General features: G+C 68.9%; 16 protein-coding genes. 14 read left to right on the forward strand and 2 right to left on the reverse strand.

What is annotated here, in order from left to right; genetic code table 11:
• Positions 1–5 precede the first annotated feature (5 nt).
• The 14 genes from flhF (at position 6) to PcP3B5_RS08940 (ending at position 12,892) form a co-directional block, all read left to right on the forward strand.
• Positions 6–1,310 (forward strand): flagellar biosynthesis GTPase FlhF, encoded by a 1,305-nt coding sequence (flhF, locus tag PcP3B5_RS08875; RefSeq protein ID WP_061561047.1) that lies wholly within the window; start codon positions 6–8, stop codon positions 1,308–1,310.
• 126 nt (positions 1,311–1,436) lie between these two features.
• Complete coding sequence (fleN, locus tag PcP3B5_RS08880) at positions 1,437–2,288, forward strand: flagellar synthesis regulator FleN (protein ID WP_370311049.1); 852 nt, start codon at positions 1,437–1,439, stop codon at positions 2,286–2,288.
• Complete coding sequence (fliA, locus tag PcP3B5_RS08885; RefSeq protein ID WP_043267440.1) at positions 2,285–3,028, forward strand: RNA polymerase sigma factor FliA; 744 nt, start codon at positions 2,285–2,287, stop codon at positions 3,026–3,028. Before fleN ends, fliA begins: the two co-directional genes overlap by 4 nt.
• Positions 3,029–3,252: 224 nt before the next feature.
• On the forward strand, positions 3,253–3,627 hold the full coding sequence (locus PcP3B5_RS08890; protein WP_009621098.1) for a chemotaxis response regulator CheY: 375 nt from the start codon (positions 3,253–3,255) through the stop codon (positions 3,625–3,627).
• A gap of 19 nt (positions 3,628–3,646) precedes the next feature.
• Positions 3,647–4,435 carry a protein phosphatase CheZ gene (locus tag PcP3B5_RS08895; protein WP_043313563.1) on the forward strand — a complete coding sequence of 263 codons (789 nt, stop codon included), beginning with the start codon at positions 3,647–3,649 and terminating at the stop codon, positions 4,433–4,435.
• Positions 4,436–4,465: 30 nt separating this feature from the next.
• A complete protein-coding gene (locus PcP3B5_RS08900; protein WP_061561048.1) occupies positions 4,466–6,739 on the forward strand; it encodes a chemotaxis protein CheA in 2,274 nt (757 codons plus the stop codon).
• Positions 6,740–6,791: 52 nt separating this feature from the next.
• Complete coding sequence (locus PcP3B5_RS08905; protein ID WP_058072004.1) at positions 6,792–7,886, forward strand: protein-glutamate methylesterase/protein-glutamine glutaminase; 1,095 nt, start codon at positions 6,792–6,794, stop codon at positions 7,884–7,886.
• Entirely contained in the window at positions 7,886–8,626 is a 741-nt protein-coding gene (locus tag PcP3B5_RS08910; RefSeq protein WP_009621106.1) for a flagellar motor protein, read from the forward strand. Before PcP3B5_RS08905 ends, PcP3B5_RS08910 begins: the two co-directional genes overlap by 1 nt.
• Before the next feature lie 13 nt (positions 8,627–8,639).
• Entirely contained in the window at positions 8,640–9,524 is an 885-nt protein-coding gene (gene motD, locus PcP3B5_RS08915; RefSeq protein WP_061561049.1) for a flagellar motor protein MotD, read from the forward strand.
• A 46-nt stretch (positions 9,525–9,570) separates the two neighbouring features.
• Positions 9,571–10,359 carry a ParA family protein gene (locus PcP3B5_RS08920; protein ID WP_009621108.1) on the forward strand — a complete coding sequence of 263 codons (789 nt, stop codon included), beginning with the start codon at positions 9,571–9,573 and terminating at the stop codon, positions 10,357–10,359.
• Between the two features lie 83 nt (positions 10,360–10,442).
• Entirely contained in the window at positions 10,443–11,318 is an 876-nt protein-coding gene (locus tag PcP3B5_RS08925) for a CheW domain-containing protein (RefSeq protein WP_061561050.1), read from the forward strand.
• Between the two features lie 74 nt (positions 11,319–11,392).
• The gene (locus PcP3B5_RS08930) at positions 11,393–11,872 is read left to right on the forward strand and encodes a chemotaxis protein CheW (RefSeq protein ID WP_009621111.1); all 480 of its coding nucleotides are present in this window, start codon (positions 11,393–11,395) and stop codon (positions 11,870–11,872) included.
• A gap of 1 nt (position 11,873) precedes the next feature.
• Positions 11,874–12,284, forward strand: a complete 411-nt coding sequence (locus tag PcP3B5_RS08935) for a DUF2802 domain-containing protein (protein WP_061561051.1) — start codon at positions 11,874–11,876, stop codon at positions 12,282–12,284.
• A gap of 77 nt (positions 12,285–12,361) precedes the next feature.
• Positions 12,362–12,892, forward strand: coding sequence for a hypothetical protein (locus PcP3B5_RS08940; protein WP_145923864.1), 531 nt, complete (start codon positions 12,362–12,364; stop codon positions 12,890–12,892).
• 69 nt (positions 12,893–12,961) lie between these two features.
• Here PcP3B5_RS08940 and PcP3B5_RS08945 read toward each other — a convergent pair whose 3' ends face one another.
• Positions 12,962–13,276, reverse strand: coding sequence for an EscU/YscU/HrcU family type III secretion system export apparatus switch protein (locus PcP3B5_RS08945; protein ID WP_061561053.1), 315 nt, complete (start codon positions 13,274–13,276; stop codon positions 12,962–12,964).
• Entirely contained in the window at positions 13,273–14,853 is a 1,581-nt protein-coding gene (fliK, locus tag PcP3B5_RS08950) for a flagellar hook-length control protein FliK (RefSeq protein WP_061561054.1), read from the reverse strand. Before fliK ends, PcP3B5_RS08945 begins: the two co-directional genes overlap by 4 nt.
• Between the last annotated feature and the right edge of the window lie 16 nt (positions 14,854–14,869).

Raw genomic sequence — 14,869 nt, forward strand, 5'->3', positions numbered from 1 at the left:
GCGCCATGCAGGTTAAACGCTTCTTCGCCGCCGATATGCGTCAGGCCATGAAACTGGTCCGTGACGAGCTGGGCGCGGATGCCGCCATCATCGGCAACCGCCGGGTCGCCGGCGGTGTCGAGCTGACCGCGGCGCTGGACTATCAACCGCCGGCAGCGGCCAGCAAGCCGAACCCGGCGCTGGAGGCCGAGCTGCGCCAGACCCAGGCGCGCATCGCCCAGGCCCGCGCCGAGCTGGACAGCCCGGTGCGCGCCGCCGCCACCGCGCGCAAGGACCGTCAATTGTACGGCGCCGAGCCGGCCAGGCGCCCGAGCCTGGCCGAGGCCATGGCCGCCCCGGCGCCCGCCGCCGCGCCGGCCGCCGTCAGCCAGCAGGCGCTGGACGCCATGCGCTTCGAACTCAACGGCCTGCGCGAGCTGCTCGAAGTGCAGCTGGGCTCCATCGCCTGGAGCCAGCTGCAGCACCGGCGCCCGAAGCAGGCCGGCCTGTGGCGCCGCCTGCAGCGCATGGGCCTGCCGGCGGACCTGAGCCGCCAGCTGCTCGAACGCGTGGCCTCCATCGCCGAGCCCAAGCAGGCCTGGCGCATGCTCCTGGCCCACCTGGCGCGCGCCATCCGCACCCCCGACGAAGACCTGCTGGAGCAGGGCGGGGTGATCGCCCTGGTCGGCCCGGCCGGCATGGGCAAGACCACCACCCTGGCCAAGCTGGCGGCGCGCTACGTCCTCAAGTACGGTGCGCACAACCTGGCGCTGGTCAGCATGGACAGCTTCCGCCTGGGCGCCCAGGAGCAGATCAAGTCCCTGGGCCGCATCCTCAACGTGCCGGTGACCCTGGTCGACCCCGGCCAGTCGCTGCTGCAGGCCATGGCGCCGCTGGCGGGCAAGCGCCTGGTGCTGATCGACACCGCCGGCCTGCCGGCCAGCGACCCGGCGCTGCGCATGCAGCTGGAAGCCCTGGCGGCGCAGAGCCTGAACGTGAAGAATTACCTGGTGCTGGCCGCGACCAGCCAGAGCCAGGTGCTCAAGGCCGCCTTGCACGCCTATCGCAGCTGCGGCCTGGCCGGCTGCATACTGACCAAGCTGGACGAGGCGGGCAGCCTGGGCGAGGCCCTGGCGCTGGCGATAGCACAACGCTTGCCGGTTGCCTATCTGGCGGACGGGCCGCGAATTCCGGATGATCTGCAGGTGGCGCGCGCGCACCAGCTGGTCAGCCGCGCGGTCAGCCTGCAGGCTCCGGAGGAGCCGTGCGAAGACACCATGGCCGGCATGTTCGCCGGCCTCTACCAGCAGCCGGCGCGACACGTCGGCTGACGGATTCCAGGGGCGCCCCCGCACGCGGGGCGCCAGGCGGATACGGATGCTCGAGCAGATCCGTAAGCGCTGGTGGCGGGAGAGCACCGCGACCGGCAGACCCAGGCGCCAGACGCGCCGGGGACGATGAAGAGACAAGGTAAGACTATGGGTATGCATCCCGTTCAGGTAATCGCGGTCACCGGTGGCAAGGGTGGCGTCGGCAAGACCAACGTCTCGGTGAACCTGGCGATGGCGCTGGCCGACCTCGGCCGCCGCGTCATGCTGCTGGACGCCGACCTCGGCCTGGCCAACGTCGACGTGCTGCTGGGGCTTTCGCCCAAGCGCACCCTGGCCGACGTCATCGAAGGCGAATGCGACCTGCGTGACGTGATCCTCCAGGGCCCCGGCGGCATCCGCATCGTCCCGGCGGCCTCGGGCACGCAGAGCATGGTGCAGCTCTCGCCCATGCAGCACGCCGGGCTGATCCAGGCCTTCAGCGACATCAGCGAGAACATCGACGTGCTGCTGGTGGACACTGCCGCCGGCATCGGCGATTCGGTGGTCAGCTTCGTCCGCGCGGCCCAGGAAGTGCTGCTGGTCGTCTGCGACGAACCGACCTCGATCACCGATGCCTATGCGCTGATCAAGCTGCTCAACCGCGACTATGGCATGACGCGCTTCCGCGTGCTGGCGAACATGGCACACAGCCCGCAGGAAGGGCGCAACCTGTTCGCCAAGCTGACCAAGGTCACCGACCGCTTCCTCGACGTGGCGCTGCAGTACGTCGGCGCCATCCCCTACGACGAGTCGGTGCGCAAGGCCGTGCAGAAGCAGCGCTCGGTCTATGAAGCCTTCCCGCGCAGCAAGGCCTCGCTGGCCTTCCGCGCCATCGCCCAGAAAGTCGACAGCTGGCCGCTGCCGGCCAACCCGCGCGGGCACCTGGAGTTCTTCGTCGAACGCCTGGTGCAGCATCCCACCACGGGTTCGACCGTATGATGAGCGGCTCCGGAGCGCTTATGTACAGCAAGACGCAGGCGCGCAATGCCCAGGAAGAGCTGATCCAGCGCTATGCGCCGCTGGTCAAGCGGATCGCCTACCACCTGCTGGGCCGGCTGCCGGCCAGCGTGCAGGTGGAAGACCTGATGCAGGCCGGAATGATCGGCCTGCTCGAAGCGGCGAAGAAGTACGACCAGGGCAAGGGCGCCAGCTTCGAGACGTATGCCGGCATCCGCATCCGCGGGGCCATGCTCGACGAGGTGCGCAAGGGCGACTGGGCGCCGCGTTCGGTGCACCGCAACACCCGCATGGTGAGTGACGCCATCCGCACCATCGAGGCGCGGACCGGACGCGATGCTAAAGATCAGGAGGTCGCTGCCGAACTCAATATGAGTCTCGACGATTACTACGCGATCCTGAGCGACACCCAGGGCAGCCGCCTGTACAGCTTCGACGACCTGCTGCAGGAAGGCGCCCAGGGCCCGGCGGAAGACACCACGCACCTGGACAACGAGCCCTCCCACGGCCTGGAGGACGAGCGTTTCCAGCAGGCGCTGGCCGACGCCATCACCAAGCTGCCCGAACGCGAGCGCCTGGTGCTGGCGCTGTACTACGACGAGGAGCTCAACCTCAAGGAAATCGGCGAGGTGCTGGGGGTCAGCGAGTCGCGCGTCAGCCAGTTGCACAGCCAGTGCGCCGCGCGCCTGCGGGCCCGGCTTTCGGAGTGGCGGGCGCACTGAGCGACCGGTGGGCGCAAGGAAGTAACGGATTTTTCCGGCGGGGCGTATAGAATCCCGTCGGTTCGACACTGCTGGCCCTTTGCTATGAGGGCGGCGAAAAGGGCGGGGCACCCCGCCACCGACAAGCAACACGGCAGGCGCCGCCAAGGCGCCCGCCCAAGGGTATTCAAGGCGCGCCCGCCACGGCGCGCCGGGACTGGACGGAGGCAGGTTTGGACAAGAACATGAAAATTCTCATCGTGGACGACTTTTCCACGATGAGGCGCATCATCAAGAACCTCCTGCGTGACCTGGGGTTCACCAACACCGCGGAAGCCGATGACGGCACCACCGCGCTGCCCATGCTGCACAGCGGCAACTTCGACTTCCTCGTCACCGACTGGAACATGCCCGGCATGACCGGCATCGACCTGTTGCGCGCGGTACGCGCCGACGAGCGCCTGAAGCACCTGCCGGTGCTGATGGTCACCGCCGAGGCCAAGCGCGACCAGATCATCGAAGCGGCCCAGGCCGGGGTCAACGGCTACGTGGTCAAGCCTTTCACCGCCCAGGTGCTGAAAGAGAAGATCGAGAAGATATTCGAGCGGGTCGGCGGCTGAAGCCGACCAAGAGGGCGTCATGGATCTCGTCAACGAATCCAAGGGGGGCGACTTCGAGTCGACCCTGAAGAAACACGCGCGCGAATTGGTCGAGAGCCTGGAGCGCGGCGAAGTGCAGCAGGCCGTGCAGCTCATCCAGGAGCTCAACGAAGCCCGCGACCGCGGCCTCTACCAGGAGGTCGGCAAGCTCACCCGCGAGCTGCACAACGCCATCGTCAATTTCCAGATCGACCCGCGCTCGCGCCACGCCGAGGAAATGTCGCAGATCGCCGACGCCACCGACCGCCTGTCCTACGTGGTGCAGATGACCGAGAAAGCGGCCAACCGCACCATGGACCTGGTGGAAGAGTGCACGCCGCTGGTCGGCCACATCGAGGGCGAGGCCAAGGAGCTGCAGGAACAGTGGTCGCGCTTCATGCGCCGCGAGCTGGGCCCGGAGGCCTTCCGCGAGCTGGCCAAGCGCGTCGAGGCCTTCCTCTACAGCAGCGCCCAGGACAGCCGCAAGCTCTCCGCGCACCTGAACGACATCCTCCTGGCGCAGGACTTCCAGGACCTCACCGGGCAGGTGATCAAGCGCGTCACCAAGCTGGTCACCGAGGTGGAGAGCAACCTGGTCAAGCTGGTCTGGATGGCTGGGCAGGTGGATCGCTACGCCGGCATCGAGCACGACCACGAGGGCCTGCGCACGGCGGTGGAAAAAGAAAGATCGTCCAAGGGTGAAGGTCCGCAGGTTGCTGCCGATAAGAGAGTGGACGTCGTATCCGGTCAGGACGATGTCGATGACCTGTTGTCCAGCCTTGGTTTTTGAGGTGTGTGAACACACCGTGGGGAGCACCGAATGAGCTTCGACGCCGATGATGAGATCCTCCAGGACTTTCTGGTGGAGGCCGGCGAGATTCTCGAGCAACTGTCCGAGCAACTCGTCGAGCTGGAAAGCCGGCCCGACGACATGGACCTGCTCAATGCCATCTTCCGTGGTTTCCACACCGTCAAGGGCGGCGCCGGCTTCCTCCAGCTGAACGCCCTGGTGGAGTGCTGCCACATCGCGGAGAACGTCTTCGACATCCTGCGCAAGGGCGAGCGCCGCGTCACCTCCGAGCTGATGGACGTGGTCCTGCAGGCGCTGGACACGGTCAACGTCATGTTCGCCCAGGTCCGCGACCAGGAAGAGCCGACCCCGGCCACCCCGGAGCTGCTCGCCGCGCTGGCGCGCCTGGCCGAGCCGGGCGACGATGACGCCGTCGAAGCCGCGCCCCAGGAACAGGAAGAAGCCGCCGCGCCGCAGCCCGCCGCCGAACCGGCCGCCTATGGCGACATCACCGACGCCGAGTTCGAGCAGCTGCTCGACGCCCTGCAGCCGAGCAGCCAGGCCGCGCCGGCCGAACAGCCGCCGCAGGCTGAAGCGCCACAGGCCGAGGCTGCCGGCGCCGGCGACGAGATCACCGACGACGAATTCGAAGCCCTGCTCGACCAGTTGCATGGCAAGGGCCAGTTCAGCGGCGCCAGCAGCCAGCCGGAAGAGCCGGCCGCCGCCGCGCCCGCTCCGGCCGAAGCGCCGGCCGCTGGCGACGAGATCACTGACGACGAGTTCGAAGCGCTGCTCGACCAGCTGCACGGCAAGGGCAAGTTCGGCGGTGCGGCGGAAGAACCCGCCGCGCCGGTCGCCTCCGCTGCGCCGGCCGAAGCCGAGGCGCCCGCCGCTGGCGGCGACAACATCACCGACGACGAATTCGAGGCGCTGCTGGACCAACTGCACGGCAAAGGCAAGTTCAGTGCCGACGCCGCTGCCGCGCCGGCCCCGCAAGCCGCCCCCGCGCCGGCCAAGGCTGCCGAGTCGGCCGCCGTAGCCAAACCCAAGCCCGCGCCCAAGCCGGCCGCCAAGCCCGCGGAGAGCCCGCGCCAGGCTGCAGCTCCCGCGCCGGCCCATGAAAAGAGCGCCAGCGAGGCGGAAACCACGGTGCGCGTGGACACCGCGCGGCTGGACGAGATCATGAACATGGTCGGCGAGCTGGTGCTGGTGCGTAACCGCCTGGTGCGCCTGGGCAGCAACAGCGGCGACGAAGCCATGGCCAAGGCCGTGGCCAACCTCGACGTGGTCACCGCCGACCTGCAGATGTCGGTGATGAAGACGCGCATGCAGCCGATCAAGAAGGTCTTCGGACGCTTCCCGCGGCTGGTGCGCGACCTGGCGCGCAACCTGAAGAAAGAGATCAACCTGGAGCTTGTGGGCGAGGAAACCGACCTGGACAAGAACCTGGTCGAGGCCCTGGCCGACCCGCTGGTGCACCTGGTGCGCAACGCCGTGGACCACGGCATCGAGTCGCCCGAGGAGCGCGAGGCCGCCGGCAAGGCGCGTGGCGGCCGGGTGGTGCTGTCCGCCGAGCAGGAGGGCGACCACATCCTGCTGTCGATCTCCGACGACGGCAAGGGCATGGACCCGGACATCCTCCGCGCCAAGGCGGTGGAGAAGGGCCTGCTGGACAAGGACGCCGCCGAGCGCCTGAGCGAGTCCGACTGCTACAACCTGATCTTCGCCCCGGGCTTCTCGACCAAGACCGAGATTTCCGACGTGTCCGGCCGCGGCGTCGGCATGGACGTGGTGAAGACCAAGATTTCCCAGCTCAACGGCATCATCAACATCTACTCGGCCAAGGGCCAGGGCTCGAAGATCGTCATCAAGGTGCCGCTGACCCTGGCGATCATGCCGACGCTGATGGTGATGCTGGGCGACCAGGCCTTCGCCTTCCCGCTGGTCAACGTCAACGAGATCTTCCACCTCGACCTGTCGCGCACCAACGTGGTCGACGGCCAGGAGGTGGTGATCGTCCGCGACAAGGCCCTGCCGCTGTTCTACCTCAAGCGCTGGCTGGTGCCGGGCGCCGAGTGCGACGAATCCAGCGAGGGCCACGTGGTGATCATCTCGGTGGGCACCCAGCGCATCGGCTTCGTGGTCGACCAACTGGTGGGCCAGGAAGAAGTGGTGATCAAGCCCCTGGGCAAGATGCTCCAGGGCACCCCGGGCATGGCCGGGGCGACCATCACCGGCGACGGGCGCATCGCGTTGATCCTCGATGTGCCGAGCATGCTCAAGCGCTACGCGCGGCGTATCTGATCCGGCGCGCGGGGACGCCCGCGCGCCCGCAAGGCTTTAATCAGGAGTGTTTATGGCTGTCAAAGTCCTGGTAGTGGACGATTCGGGATTCTTCCGCCGCCGCGTCTCGGAGATTCTTTCCGCCGACCCGCAGATCCAGGTGGTCGGCACGGCCACCAACGGCCGCGAGGCGATCGAGCAGGCGCTGGCGCTCAAGCCCGACGTCATCACCATGGACTACGAGATGCCGCTGATGGACGGCATCACCGCGGTGCGCAACATCATGCAGCGCTGCCCGACGCCGGTCCTGATGTTCTCCTCGCTGACCCACGAAGGCGCCCGCGTCACCCTCGACGCCCTGGACGCCGGCGCGGTGGACTACCTGCCGAAGAACTTCGAGGACATCTCGCGCACCCCCGAGAAGGTGCGCCAACTGCTCTGCGAGAAGGTCCACAGCATCGCCCGCGCCAACCGCCGCTATGCCTCGGTCCTGAGCGCGCCGAGCAGCAGCGCCAGCGCCCCGGCGCCGGCCAGCAGCGCGCCGCGCGCCTCCACACAGCCGGCGCCTGCCTCGGCCCCGGCGGCCTCCGCCGCGCCAAAGCGTAAGCCCTACCGGCTGGTCGCCATCGGTACTTCCACCGGTGGGCCGGTAGCCTTGCAGCGGGTGCTGACCCAACTGCCGGCCAACTTCCCCGCGCCGCTGGTGCTCATCCAGCACATGCCGGCGGCCTTCACCAAGGCCTTCGCCGAGCGCCTGGACAAGCTCTGCAAGATCAGCGTCAAGGAAGCCGAGGACGGCGACCACCTGCGCCCCGGCCTGGCCCTGCTGGCGCCCGGCGGCAAGCAGATGATGATCGACTCGCGCGGGGTGGTGCGCATCCTCCCCGGCGACGAGCGCCTGAACTACAAGCCCTGCGTCGACGTCACCTTCGGCTCGGCGTCCAAGGCCTACGGCGACAAGGTCCTGGCGGTGGTGCTCACCGGCATGGGCGCCGACGGCCGCGAGGGCGCGCGGATGCTCAAGCAGAGCGGCAGCCAGGTGTGGGCCCAGGACGAGGCCAGCTGCGTGATCTACGGCATGCCCATGGCCATCGCCAAGGCCGGCCTGGCCGACGCCGTGTACAGCCTCGACGACATCGGTCGGCACCTTTCCGAGGCCTGTGGCTGATGGATGTGCTGAGCCTGGTCGGCCTGATCCTCGCGCTGGTCGCCATCATCGGCGGCAACTTCCTCGAGGGCGGGCACATCGGCGCCCTGGCCAACGGCCCGGCGGCGCTCATCGTGGTCGGCGGCACCCTGGCCGCGGCCCTGGTGCAGACCCCGGTGCTGGTGCTCAAGCGTGCCCTGAGCCTGCTGCGCTGGATAGTGCTGCCACCGAAGGTCGACCTGGCCGGCGGCATCAACCGCGTGGTGGGCTGGAGCATGACCGCGCGCAAGGAAGGCCTGCTGGGCCTGGAGACCATCGCCGACGCCGAGCCCGACCCCTACGCCCGCAAGGGCCTGCAACTGCTGGTGGACGGCGTGGAGCCGGAGGCCATCCGCAGCATCCTCGAAGTCGACCTGTTCAACCAGGAAGGCCGCGACCTGCAGGCCGCCAAGGTGTTCGAGGCCATGGGCGGCTATGCGCCGACCATCGGCATCATCGGCGCGGTCATGGGCCTGATCCACGTGATGGGCAACCTGGCCGACCCCAGCCAGCTGGGCAACGGCATCGCCGTGGCCTTCGTCGCCACCATCTACGGCGTGGGCATGGCCAACCTGCTGCTGCTGCCGGTGGGCAACAAGCTCAAGAGCCTGGTGCTGCGCCAGTCCAGCTACCGCGAGATGCTGATGGAAGGCCTGCTGTCCATCGCCGAAGGCGAGAACCCGCGCTCCATCGAACTGAAGCTGCAAGGCTTCGTCGGCTGAGGGGCGCTGCGCCATGGCCCGTCGACCGCCCCGCGAGGAGCATGAGAATCACGAGCGCTGGCTGGTGTCCTACGCGGACTTCATCACCCTGCTGTTCGCCTTCTTCGTGGTCATGTACTCCATCTCCTCGATCAACGAGGGCAAGTACAAGATCCTCTCCGAGACGCTGACCGGCGTGTTCAACCAGCCGGACCGCTCGATCCGCCCGATCCCGGTGGGCGACGACCGCCCGCACACCACCCAGCAGCCCAACGACGCCATGCAGCAGGGCGGCGACGACAACGTCGATGGCGACCCGCTGACGCAGATCGCCGACGCCGTGCGCGAACAGTTCGGCGACCTGATCGGCAGCGACCAGCTGAGCGTGCGCGGCAACGAACTGTGGATCGAGATCACCCTCAACTCCAGCCTGCTGTTCCCCAGCGGCGACGCCATGCCGGCGGACGCCGCCTTCGGCATCGTCGAGAAGGTCGCCAGGATTCTGGCGCCCTACCAGAACCCCATCCACGTCGAGGGCTTCACCGACAACGTGCCCATTCACAACGCCCAGTATCCCACCAACTGGGAGTTGTCCACGGCGCGGGCAGCGAGCATAGTCCGCCTGCTGGCCCAGGACGGCGTCGCCCCCTCGCGCCTGGCCGCGGTGGGCTACGGCGAGTTCCAGCCGGTGGCGGACAACGCCAGCGCCGAGGGCCGCGCGCGCAACCGCCGGGTGGTGCTGGTGATCTCCCGCAACCTGGAAGTGCGCCGCAGCGTGAGCGGAGTGGGCAGCGCCAAGGCGCAGCCCGACGGCGCCCTGCGCCAGGCTGGCACGCAACCTGCACCGGTGGCTGCCAGTGGTGCGCCCGCGGCCGGCGGCGTCAATTCCCCGCCGCCGGCGCCGGCGCCTGGAAGCTGAGAAAGATGAAGTACATGAACCGAGCATACGGACCGGGGAGAGCAGCATGAAAGTCTGGGCGGTAGCCAACCAGAAGGGCGGCGTCGGCAAGACCACCTCGTCCATCGCCCTGGCCGGCCTGCTGGCCGACGCCGGCAAGCGCGTGGTGGTGGTCGACCTCGACCCCCACGGCTCCATGACCAGCTACTTCGGGCACGATCCGGACACCCTGGAGCACAGCGTCTTCGACCTGTTCCAGCACCAGGGCGCGGTGCCCGAGGGCCTGCCGCGGCAACTGCTGCTGCCCACCAGCCACGAGAAGATCGCCCTGCTGCCGTCGAGCACCGCCCTGGCCACCCTGGAACGCCAGTCGCCCGGGCAGAACGGCCTGGGCCTGGTGATCTCCAAGGCCCTGGCGCAGCTGTGGCAGGACTTCGACCACGCCATCATCGACAGCCCGCCGCTGCTGGGCGTGCTGATGGTCAACGCCATGGCCGCCAGCCAGCACCTGGTGATCCCGGTGCAGACCGAGTTCCTCGCCCTGAAGGGCCTGGAGCGCATGGTCAACACCCTCAACATGGTCAACCGCTCGCGGCGCCAGGCGCTGCCCTTCAGCATAGTGCCGACGCTGTTCGACCGCCGCACCCAGGCCTCCATCGGCGCCCTGCGCATGCTGCGCGACACCTACCCGGAGACCCTCTGGCCGGCGTTCATCCCGATCGACACCCGCCTGCGCGACGCCAGCCGCCACGGCGTGGTGCCGTCGCGCCACGACGCCAACAGCCGCGGGGTGATCGCCTACCGCGCGCTGCTCAAGCACCTGCTCGGCCAGGTGCCGGCGAGCCAGGTGGCCTGAGCGATGTTTTTCCGACGGCTGCCTTCAAGTCCGGGCCCGGTCCAGCCGATAGACTGGGTGAACCCTTTGCGCGGATTTTCTGCATGAGCCGCTCCGCTACCGCCACACGCCCCCAGCTCGCGCTGCAGTCCTACCTGGACGCGCTGCTGCAGGAGGCCACATTCGACGATTTCGAGGTCGAGGCGCCGGTCCCCGCGCCGGCCGCCCCGGCCCTGGCCGCCGTGCCGGCGCCTGCATCGGAGCCGGTCGCCGAGCCCGTCAGCAGCGTCAGCCTCGACGAGTTCGAGGCCGCGGTGCTCGAAGAGCAGGTGCGCGATGCCCACCGCGTCACCCGCGCCGCTGTCCCGCTGCCGCTGGCCGAGGCGCCGCTGCCCGTCGCGCCGGTGATCGAAGCCGCGCCGCCGGTGGAGGCTGCCGACGAGGTGATCGACCTGCACCGCCCGGGCAGCGCGCAGATGCCCCCGGCGCCGCTGGCGCTGCTCGACGACGGCCGCCCGGAGTGGGCCGCCGAGCCCTTCGAGTGCCTGCTGTTCGACGTCGCCGGGCTGACCCTGGCGGTGCCGCTGGTGTGCCTGGGCTCGATCTACCCGCTGGCCGGCAAGGAACTGACGCCGCTGTTCGGCCAGCCGGACTGGTTCCTCGGCATCCTGCCCAGCCAGTCGGGCAACCTGAAGGTGCTGGACACCGCGCGCTGGGTGATGCCCGAGCGCTACCGCGACGACTACCGCGAGGGCCTGCAGTACGTGATCTCCGTGCAGGGCTACGAATGGGGCCTGGCGGTGCACCAGGTCAGCCGCTCGGTGCGCCTGGACCCGTCCGAGGTGAAGTGGCGCAGCCAGCGCCAGCAACGCCCGTGGCTGGCCGGCACGGTGATCGAACAGATGTGCGCGCTGCTCGACGTCTCGGCCCTGGCCGGGCTGATCGACAGCGGCGCGCTCCGCAGCCAGGCCCGTCACTGACGGGCCGGCAACGCAATTGAACGACAACCGCCGCGCTACTCTTCGAGCGTGGCCGAACACGAGAGGCTAGGGATATGAACAAGACGTCTGCGCAAGGTGCCGAGGATCCGATCCTGCAGTGGGTCACCTTCCGTCTGGACAACGAGACCTACGGCATCAACGTGATGCAGGTCCAGGAAGTGCTGCGCTACACCGAGATCGCCCCGGTGCCGGGCGCGCCCAGCTACGTGCTGGGGATCATCAACCTGCGCGGCAACGTGGTCACCGTGATCGACACCCGCCAGCGCTTCGGCCTGGCCCCGGCGCCGGTCTCGGACAACACCCGCATCGTCATCATCGAGGCGGACAAGCAGGTGGTGGGCATCCTGGTCGACAGCGTCGCCGAGGTGGTCTACCTGCGCCAGTCGGAGATCGAGACCGCGCCCAACGTCGGCAACGACGAGTCGGCCAAGTTCATCCAGGGCGTGTGCAACAAGAACGGCGAACTGCTGATCCTGGTCGAGCTGGACAAGATGATGACCGAGGAAGAGTGGTCGGAGCTGGAGAGCATCTGAGGTGCTCGAGCTCGTCATCCTGCTCGCCGTCGCCTGCCTCGGCCTGGGCGGCTTCTGCGCCTGGCTGCTGCAGGGGCAGCGCCGCCAGGCCGCGCAGCTGGCCGAGCAGGCCACGCGCCAGGCCGCACTGGAACAGCGCCTGAAGGAGCTGGCCAAGCGCAGCGAGGCCTACCAGCGCGTCAACGTGCGCATGGGCGAGGAACTGGGCGAGCTGCGCAAGCAACTGGCCAACCTGCCCGAGCGCCTGGCGCGCCTGGAGCAGCGCGACCCCACCAGCCTGTCCTTCAGCCAGGCTGCGCGCCTGGCCGGGATGGGCGCCTCGGCCTCTGATCTGGCCCAGGCCTGCGGGCTGTCCCAGGCCGAGGCGGAGCTGATCACCCGCCTGCACAGCGGCCACAAGCCCGAGGAATGATGCCGGGCGACCGCTCGGTATACCCTTAGGTGCTTTTCGGATTTGTCCGATCTCTTTCCTCGGAAGCTGTCTTTACAGTGGCTGCTGTCGCCATCTTCGAGGAAACCGCCATGTTGCCGCTGTCGCGCCGCACCCTGGTGTTCTGCCCGCATCCCGGCTGCCTGCAGCAGTACGGCATCCTGCTGAATCGCCTGGAAGTCTTCCACCTGAGCCTGTGCGTGAGCCTGGCCGAGGTGGACCAGGCGCTGTCCGGCGGGCAGCACTACAACCTGTTCATCTACGACAAGTTCAGCCTCTGCGAGGACGACCTCGCGACCCTGCTGCACCTGAGCCGCAACCCGCAGATCCAGCAGTTCCTGTTGGTCGGCAGCTTCAGCGACACGCAGCGCCGCGAACTGCTGGACTGGGCCTGGAACCAGCACGTGCCGTTGCTGCAGGTGCTGGAACGGCCCTTCAGCCTCGGCCAGCTGCGCGCAGTTGTCGCCAGCCTTGTCGACTATTCCGAAGCCGACCAGGGAAGCTTCCCGGGTGCCCACCCGCTGGTTCCCAGCGAGGCCCCGTCGTTGAAGCCGGTCCGCGGCATGCCGGAGTGGCCGGCGCGCGGGTAGGGCTGGCGTCCGCAAAGCCACGCCATCGATAGCGAAGGCACTTCACCCTGAAGTGCCTTCGCTGTTTCGCTAGGGCCGCAACATCAACGCCTTCGCGGCATTCTCTGGCGCTCGCGGCGCCGGGCACTTGCCCTTGAGGTACCAGGCGAAGGCGATGATTTCCGCCAGGGTGCGGTACAACGGCTCGGGGATGGCGTCGCCCAGCTCCAGGCGGGCCAGCAGGCGCACCAGTTCGCCGTTCTCGTAGATCGGCACTTCGTGTTCGCGGGCGATGGCGAGGATGGCTTCGGCCAGTTCGGCGTCGCCCTTGGCGCTCAGCGTCGGGGTGTTCTGCCCGTCGTAGTTGAGGGCGATGGCCTGGCGCGGCGCGGTCTGTCTGTTCATGCCTTTTCGTCCACCCAGCGTTGTTCCAGCGCGGTGCGCGCGCCTTGTGGCGCGCGGCCTTTGTTGCAGCACAGTTCGCGCACGGTGAAGCCGGCGTCCTGCAGGCGCTGGCGCAGGTAGCCGAGTTCGCTTTCCATCAGGCTCGCGGTGCTTTCGCGCTCGGCCCAGAACTGGCTGCTCAGGCCCAGCGGCGCGAGGGTGGCCTGGACCTGCAGCGGCCCCAGCGGGTCGAGGTCGAAGGCCAGGTCGATGCGCCACAGGCTTTCCCGCGGCTGCTCAGGGTCCTGGGAGTCGCGCCTGTCCTCGTGCTGGATGCGCACCTGCAGCGGCACCAGCGAATCCTCGGCGCGCATGGGCACTTCCATCTGCCAGGTGTGCAGTTGGCCGCCGCCGCGCAGCGGCTCGCTCTGCACCAGGCTGCTCAGTTGGTGCGTCTGCAGTCGCGCCACGGCAGCCGCGGCCAGTTTCAGCAGGGACTCCAGGTCGTCTTCGTCTTCCAGCTTCTGCAGCATGCGCGAGGGTAGCGGGAAGTCCGCCTGCTGCAGGCGCGGGCTGCCGTTCTGGTTGAGCGCGCCCAGGGCGTTGCGGACGAAGGCTGGCAGGCTGCTGGCCAGGTTGGCGGCGGCGTTGTTGGCGAGGTTCGCCAGCAAGCCCGGTGTGGCGTTGCCCTGTTCGGCGGGCAGCAGCTGGCCGAGCAGGCGCAGCAGGTTGGCCTTGAAGTCGCCCGGCAGCGGCGCCAGGCCTTGCAGCAGGCGCGCTTCCAGGAAGCCGCCGCTCTGTTGCAGGGCCTGGGCCAGGCCCTTGGCGTCGCTCAGTTGGCGCACGTCGGGCAGGCCGGCGAGCAGGCGCTCGACGGCGCCGCGCAGGGTCTCGGGCAACTGGTTGCCGGCCTTCAGCGCCAGCAGGTTGTCGAGCAGGCCCTCGGTCGAGGCCTGGCGGGCCTGCTGGGTGCCCAACTGGCTGGTCAGTTCGAGGCGGTCGAGGCGCCCGGCCAGGGGCAGGAAGAGCAGGGCGCGGCTGTCCTGGACCTGGGCGCTGAGCAGGCTGCCGGCCTTCAGCGGGCGCGCCGAGTCGATGTCCAGCAGGCGGCCGGCCAGGGGGCCGCCGAGCAGGCTGAGCAGCACCCGGTAGCTGGCCGGCTGCGCCGGGGTGCCGCCCTGGGGCGTGCTGGACAGCACCTTGCCCTGCAGCAGGCTGCCCACCGGCAGTTGTTCCAGGTCGAGGCTGTCCAGCGGCGGCAGGTCGCCCAGCGCCTGCTGGGCGCTGGAGAGCAGGGTGGCGGCCAGGCTGGTGGCGCTCAGGGCGGAGATGTTCAGGGTGCTGCCCTGGGGCAGGGCCTGCGGGCTCTCGGCGGTGACCAGCGTCTGCTGGCCGCCGGCCAGGGTCAGGCGCAGCAGCAACTGGAAGTTGTAGGCCGCCTGCTTCACGCCCAGCACCTCGGCCTGGGCGCTTTGCCCGGGCGGCAGCAGGTCGCCCAGGCTGCGGGCGAGCGTGAGCGACAGCTGCGCGGCGTTCTGCACGGAGCGGCTGGCCGTGGCCATGGGGAGCGGGCGGGAAGCGCCAATCTCGCTCGGCATCTGCGTCCTTCAGGGC

This window comes from Pseudomonas citronellolis, from assembly GCF_001586155.1.
Taxonomy (GTDB): domain Bacteria; phylum Pseudomonadota; class Gammaproteobacteria; order Pseudomonadales; family Pseudomonadaceae; genus Pseudomonas; species Pseudomonas citronellolis.

Coding starts and splice junctions, on each gene's coding strand:
- flhF (WP_061561047.1), top strand. CDS start 6: ATGCAGGTTAAACGCTTCTTCGCCGCCGATATGCGTCAGGCCATGAAA.
- fleN (WP_370311049.1), top strand. CDS start 1,437: ATGAAGAGACAAGGTAAGACTATGGGTATGCATCCCGTTCAGGTAATC.
- fliA (WP_043267440.1), top strand. CDS start 2,285: ATGATGAGCGGCTCCGGAGCGCTTATGTACAGCAAGACGCAGGCGCGC.
- PcP3B5_RS08890 (WP_009621098.1), top strand. CDS start 3,253: ATGAAAATTCTCATCGTGGACGACTTTTCCACGATGAGGCGCATCATC.
- PcP3B5_RS08895 (WP_043313563.1), top strand. CDS start 3,647: ATGGATCTCGTCAACGAATCCAAGGGGGGCGACTTCGAGTCGACCCTG.
- PcP3B5_RS08900 (WP_061561048.1), top strand. CDS start 4,466: ATGAGCTTCGACGCCGATGATGAGATCCTCCAGGACTTTCTGGTGGAG.
- PcP3B5_RS08905 (WP_058072004.1), top strand. CDS start 6,792: ATGGCTGTCAAAGTCCTGGTAGTGGACGATTCGGGATTCTTCCGCCGC.
- PcP3B5_RS08910 (WP_009621106.1), top strand. CDS start 7,886: ATGGATGTGCTGAGCCTGGTCGGCCTGATCCTCGCGCTGGTCGCCATC.
- motD (WP_061561049.1), top strand. CDS start 8,640: ATGGCCCGTCGACCGCCCCGCGAGGAGCATGAGAATCACGAGCGCTGG.
- PcP3B5_RS08920 (WP_009621108.1), top strand. CDS start 9,571: ATGAAAGTCTGGGCGGTAGCCAACCAGAAGGGCGGCGTCGGCAAGACC.
- PcP3B5_RS08925 (WP_061561050.1), top strand. CDS start 10,443: ATGAGCCGCTCCGCTACCGCCACACGCCCCCAGCTCGCGCTGCAGTCC.
- PcP3B5_RS08930 (WP_009621111.1), top strand. CDS start 11,393: ATGAACAAGACGTCTGCGCAAGGTGCCGAGGATCCGATCCTGCAGTGG.
- PcP3B5_RS08945 (WP_061561053.1), bottom strand. CDS start 13,276: ATGAACAGACAGACCGCGCCGCGCCAGGCCATCGCCCTCAACTACGAC.
- fliK (WP_061561054.1), bottom strand. CDS start 14,853: ATGCCGAGCGAGATTGGCGCTTCCCGCCCGCTCCCCATGGCCACGGCC.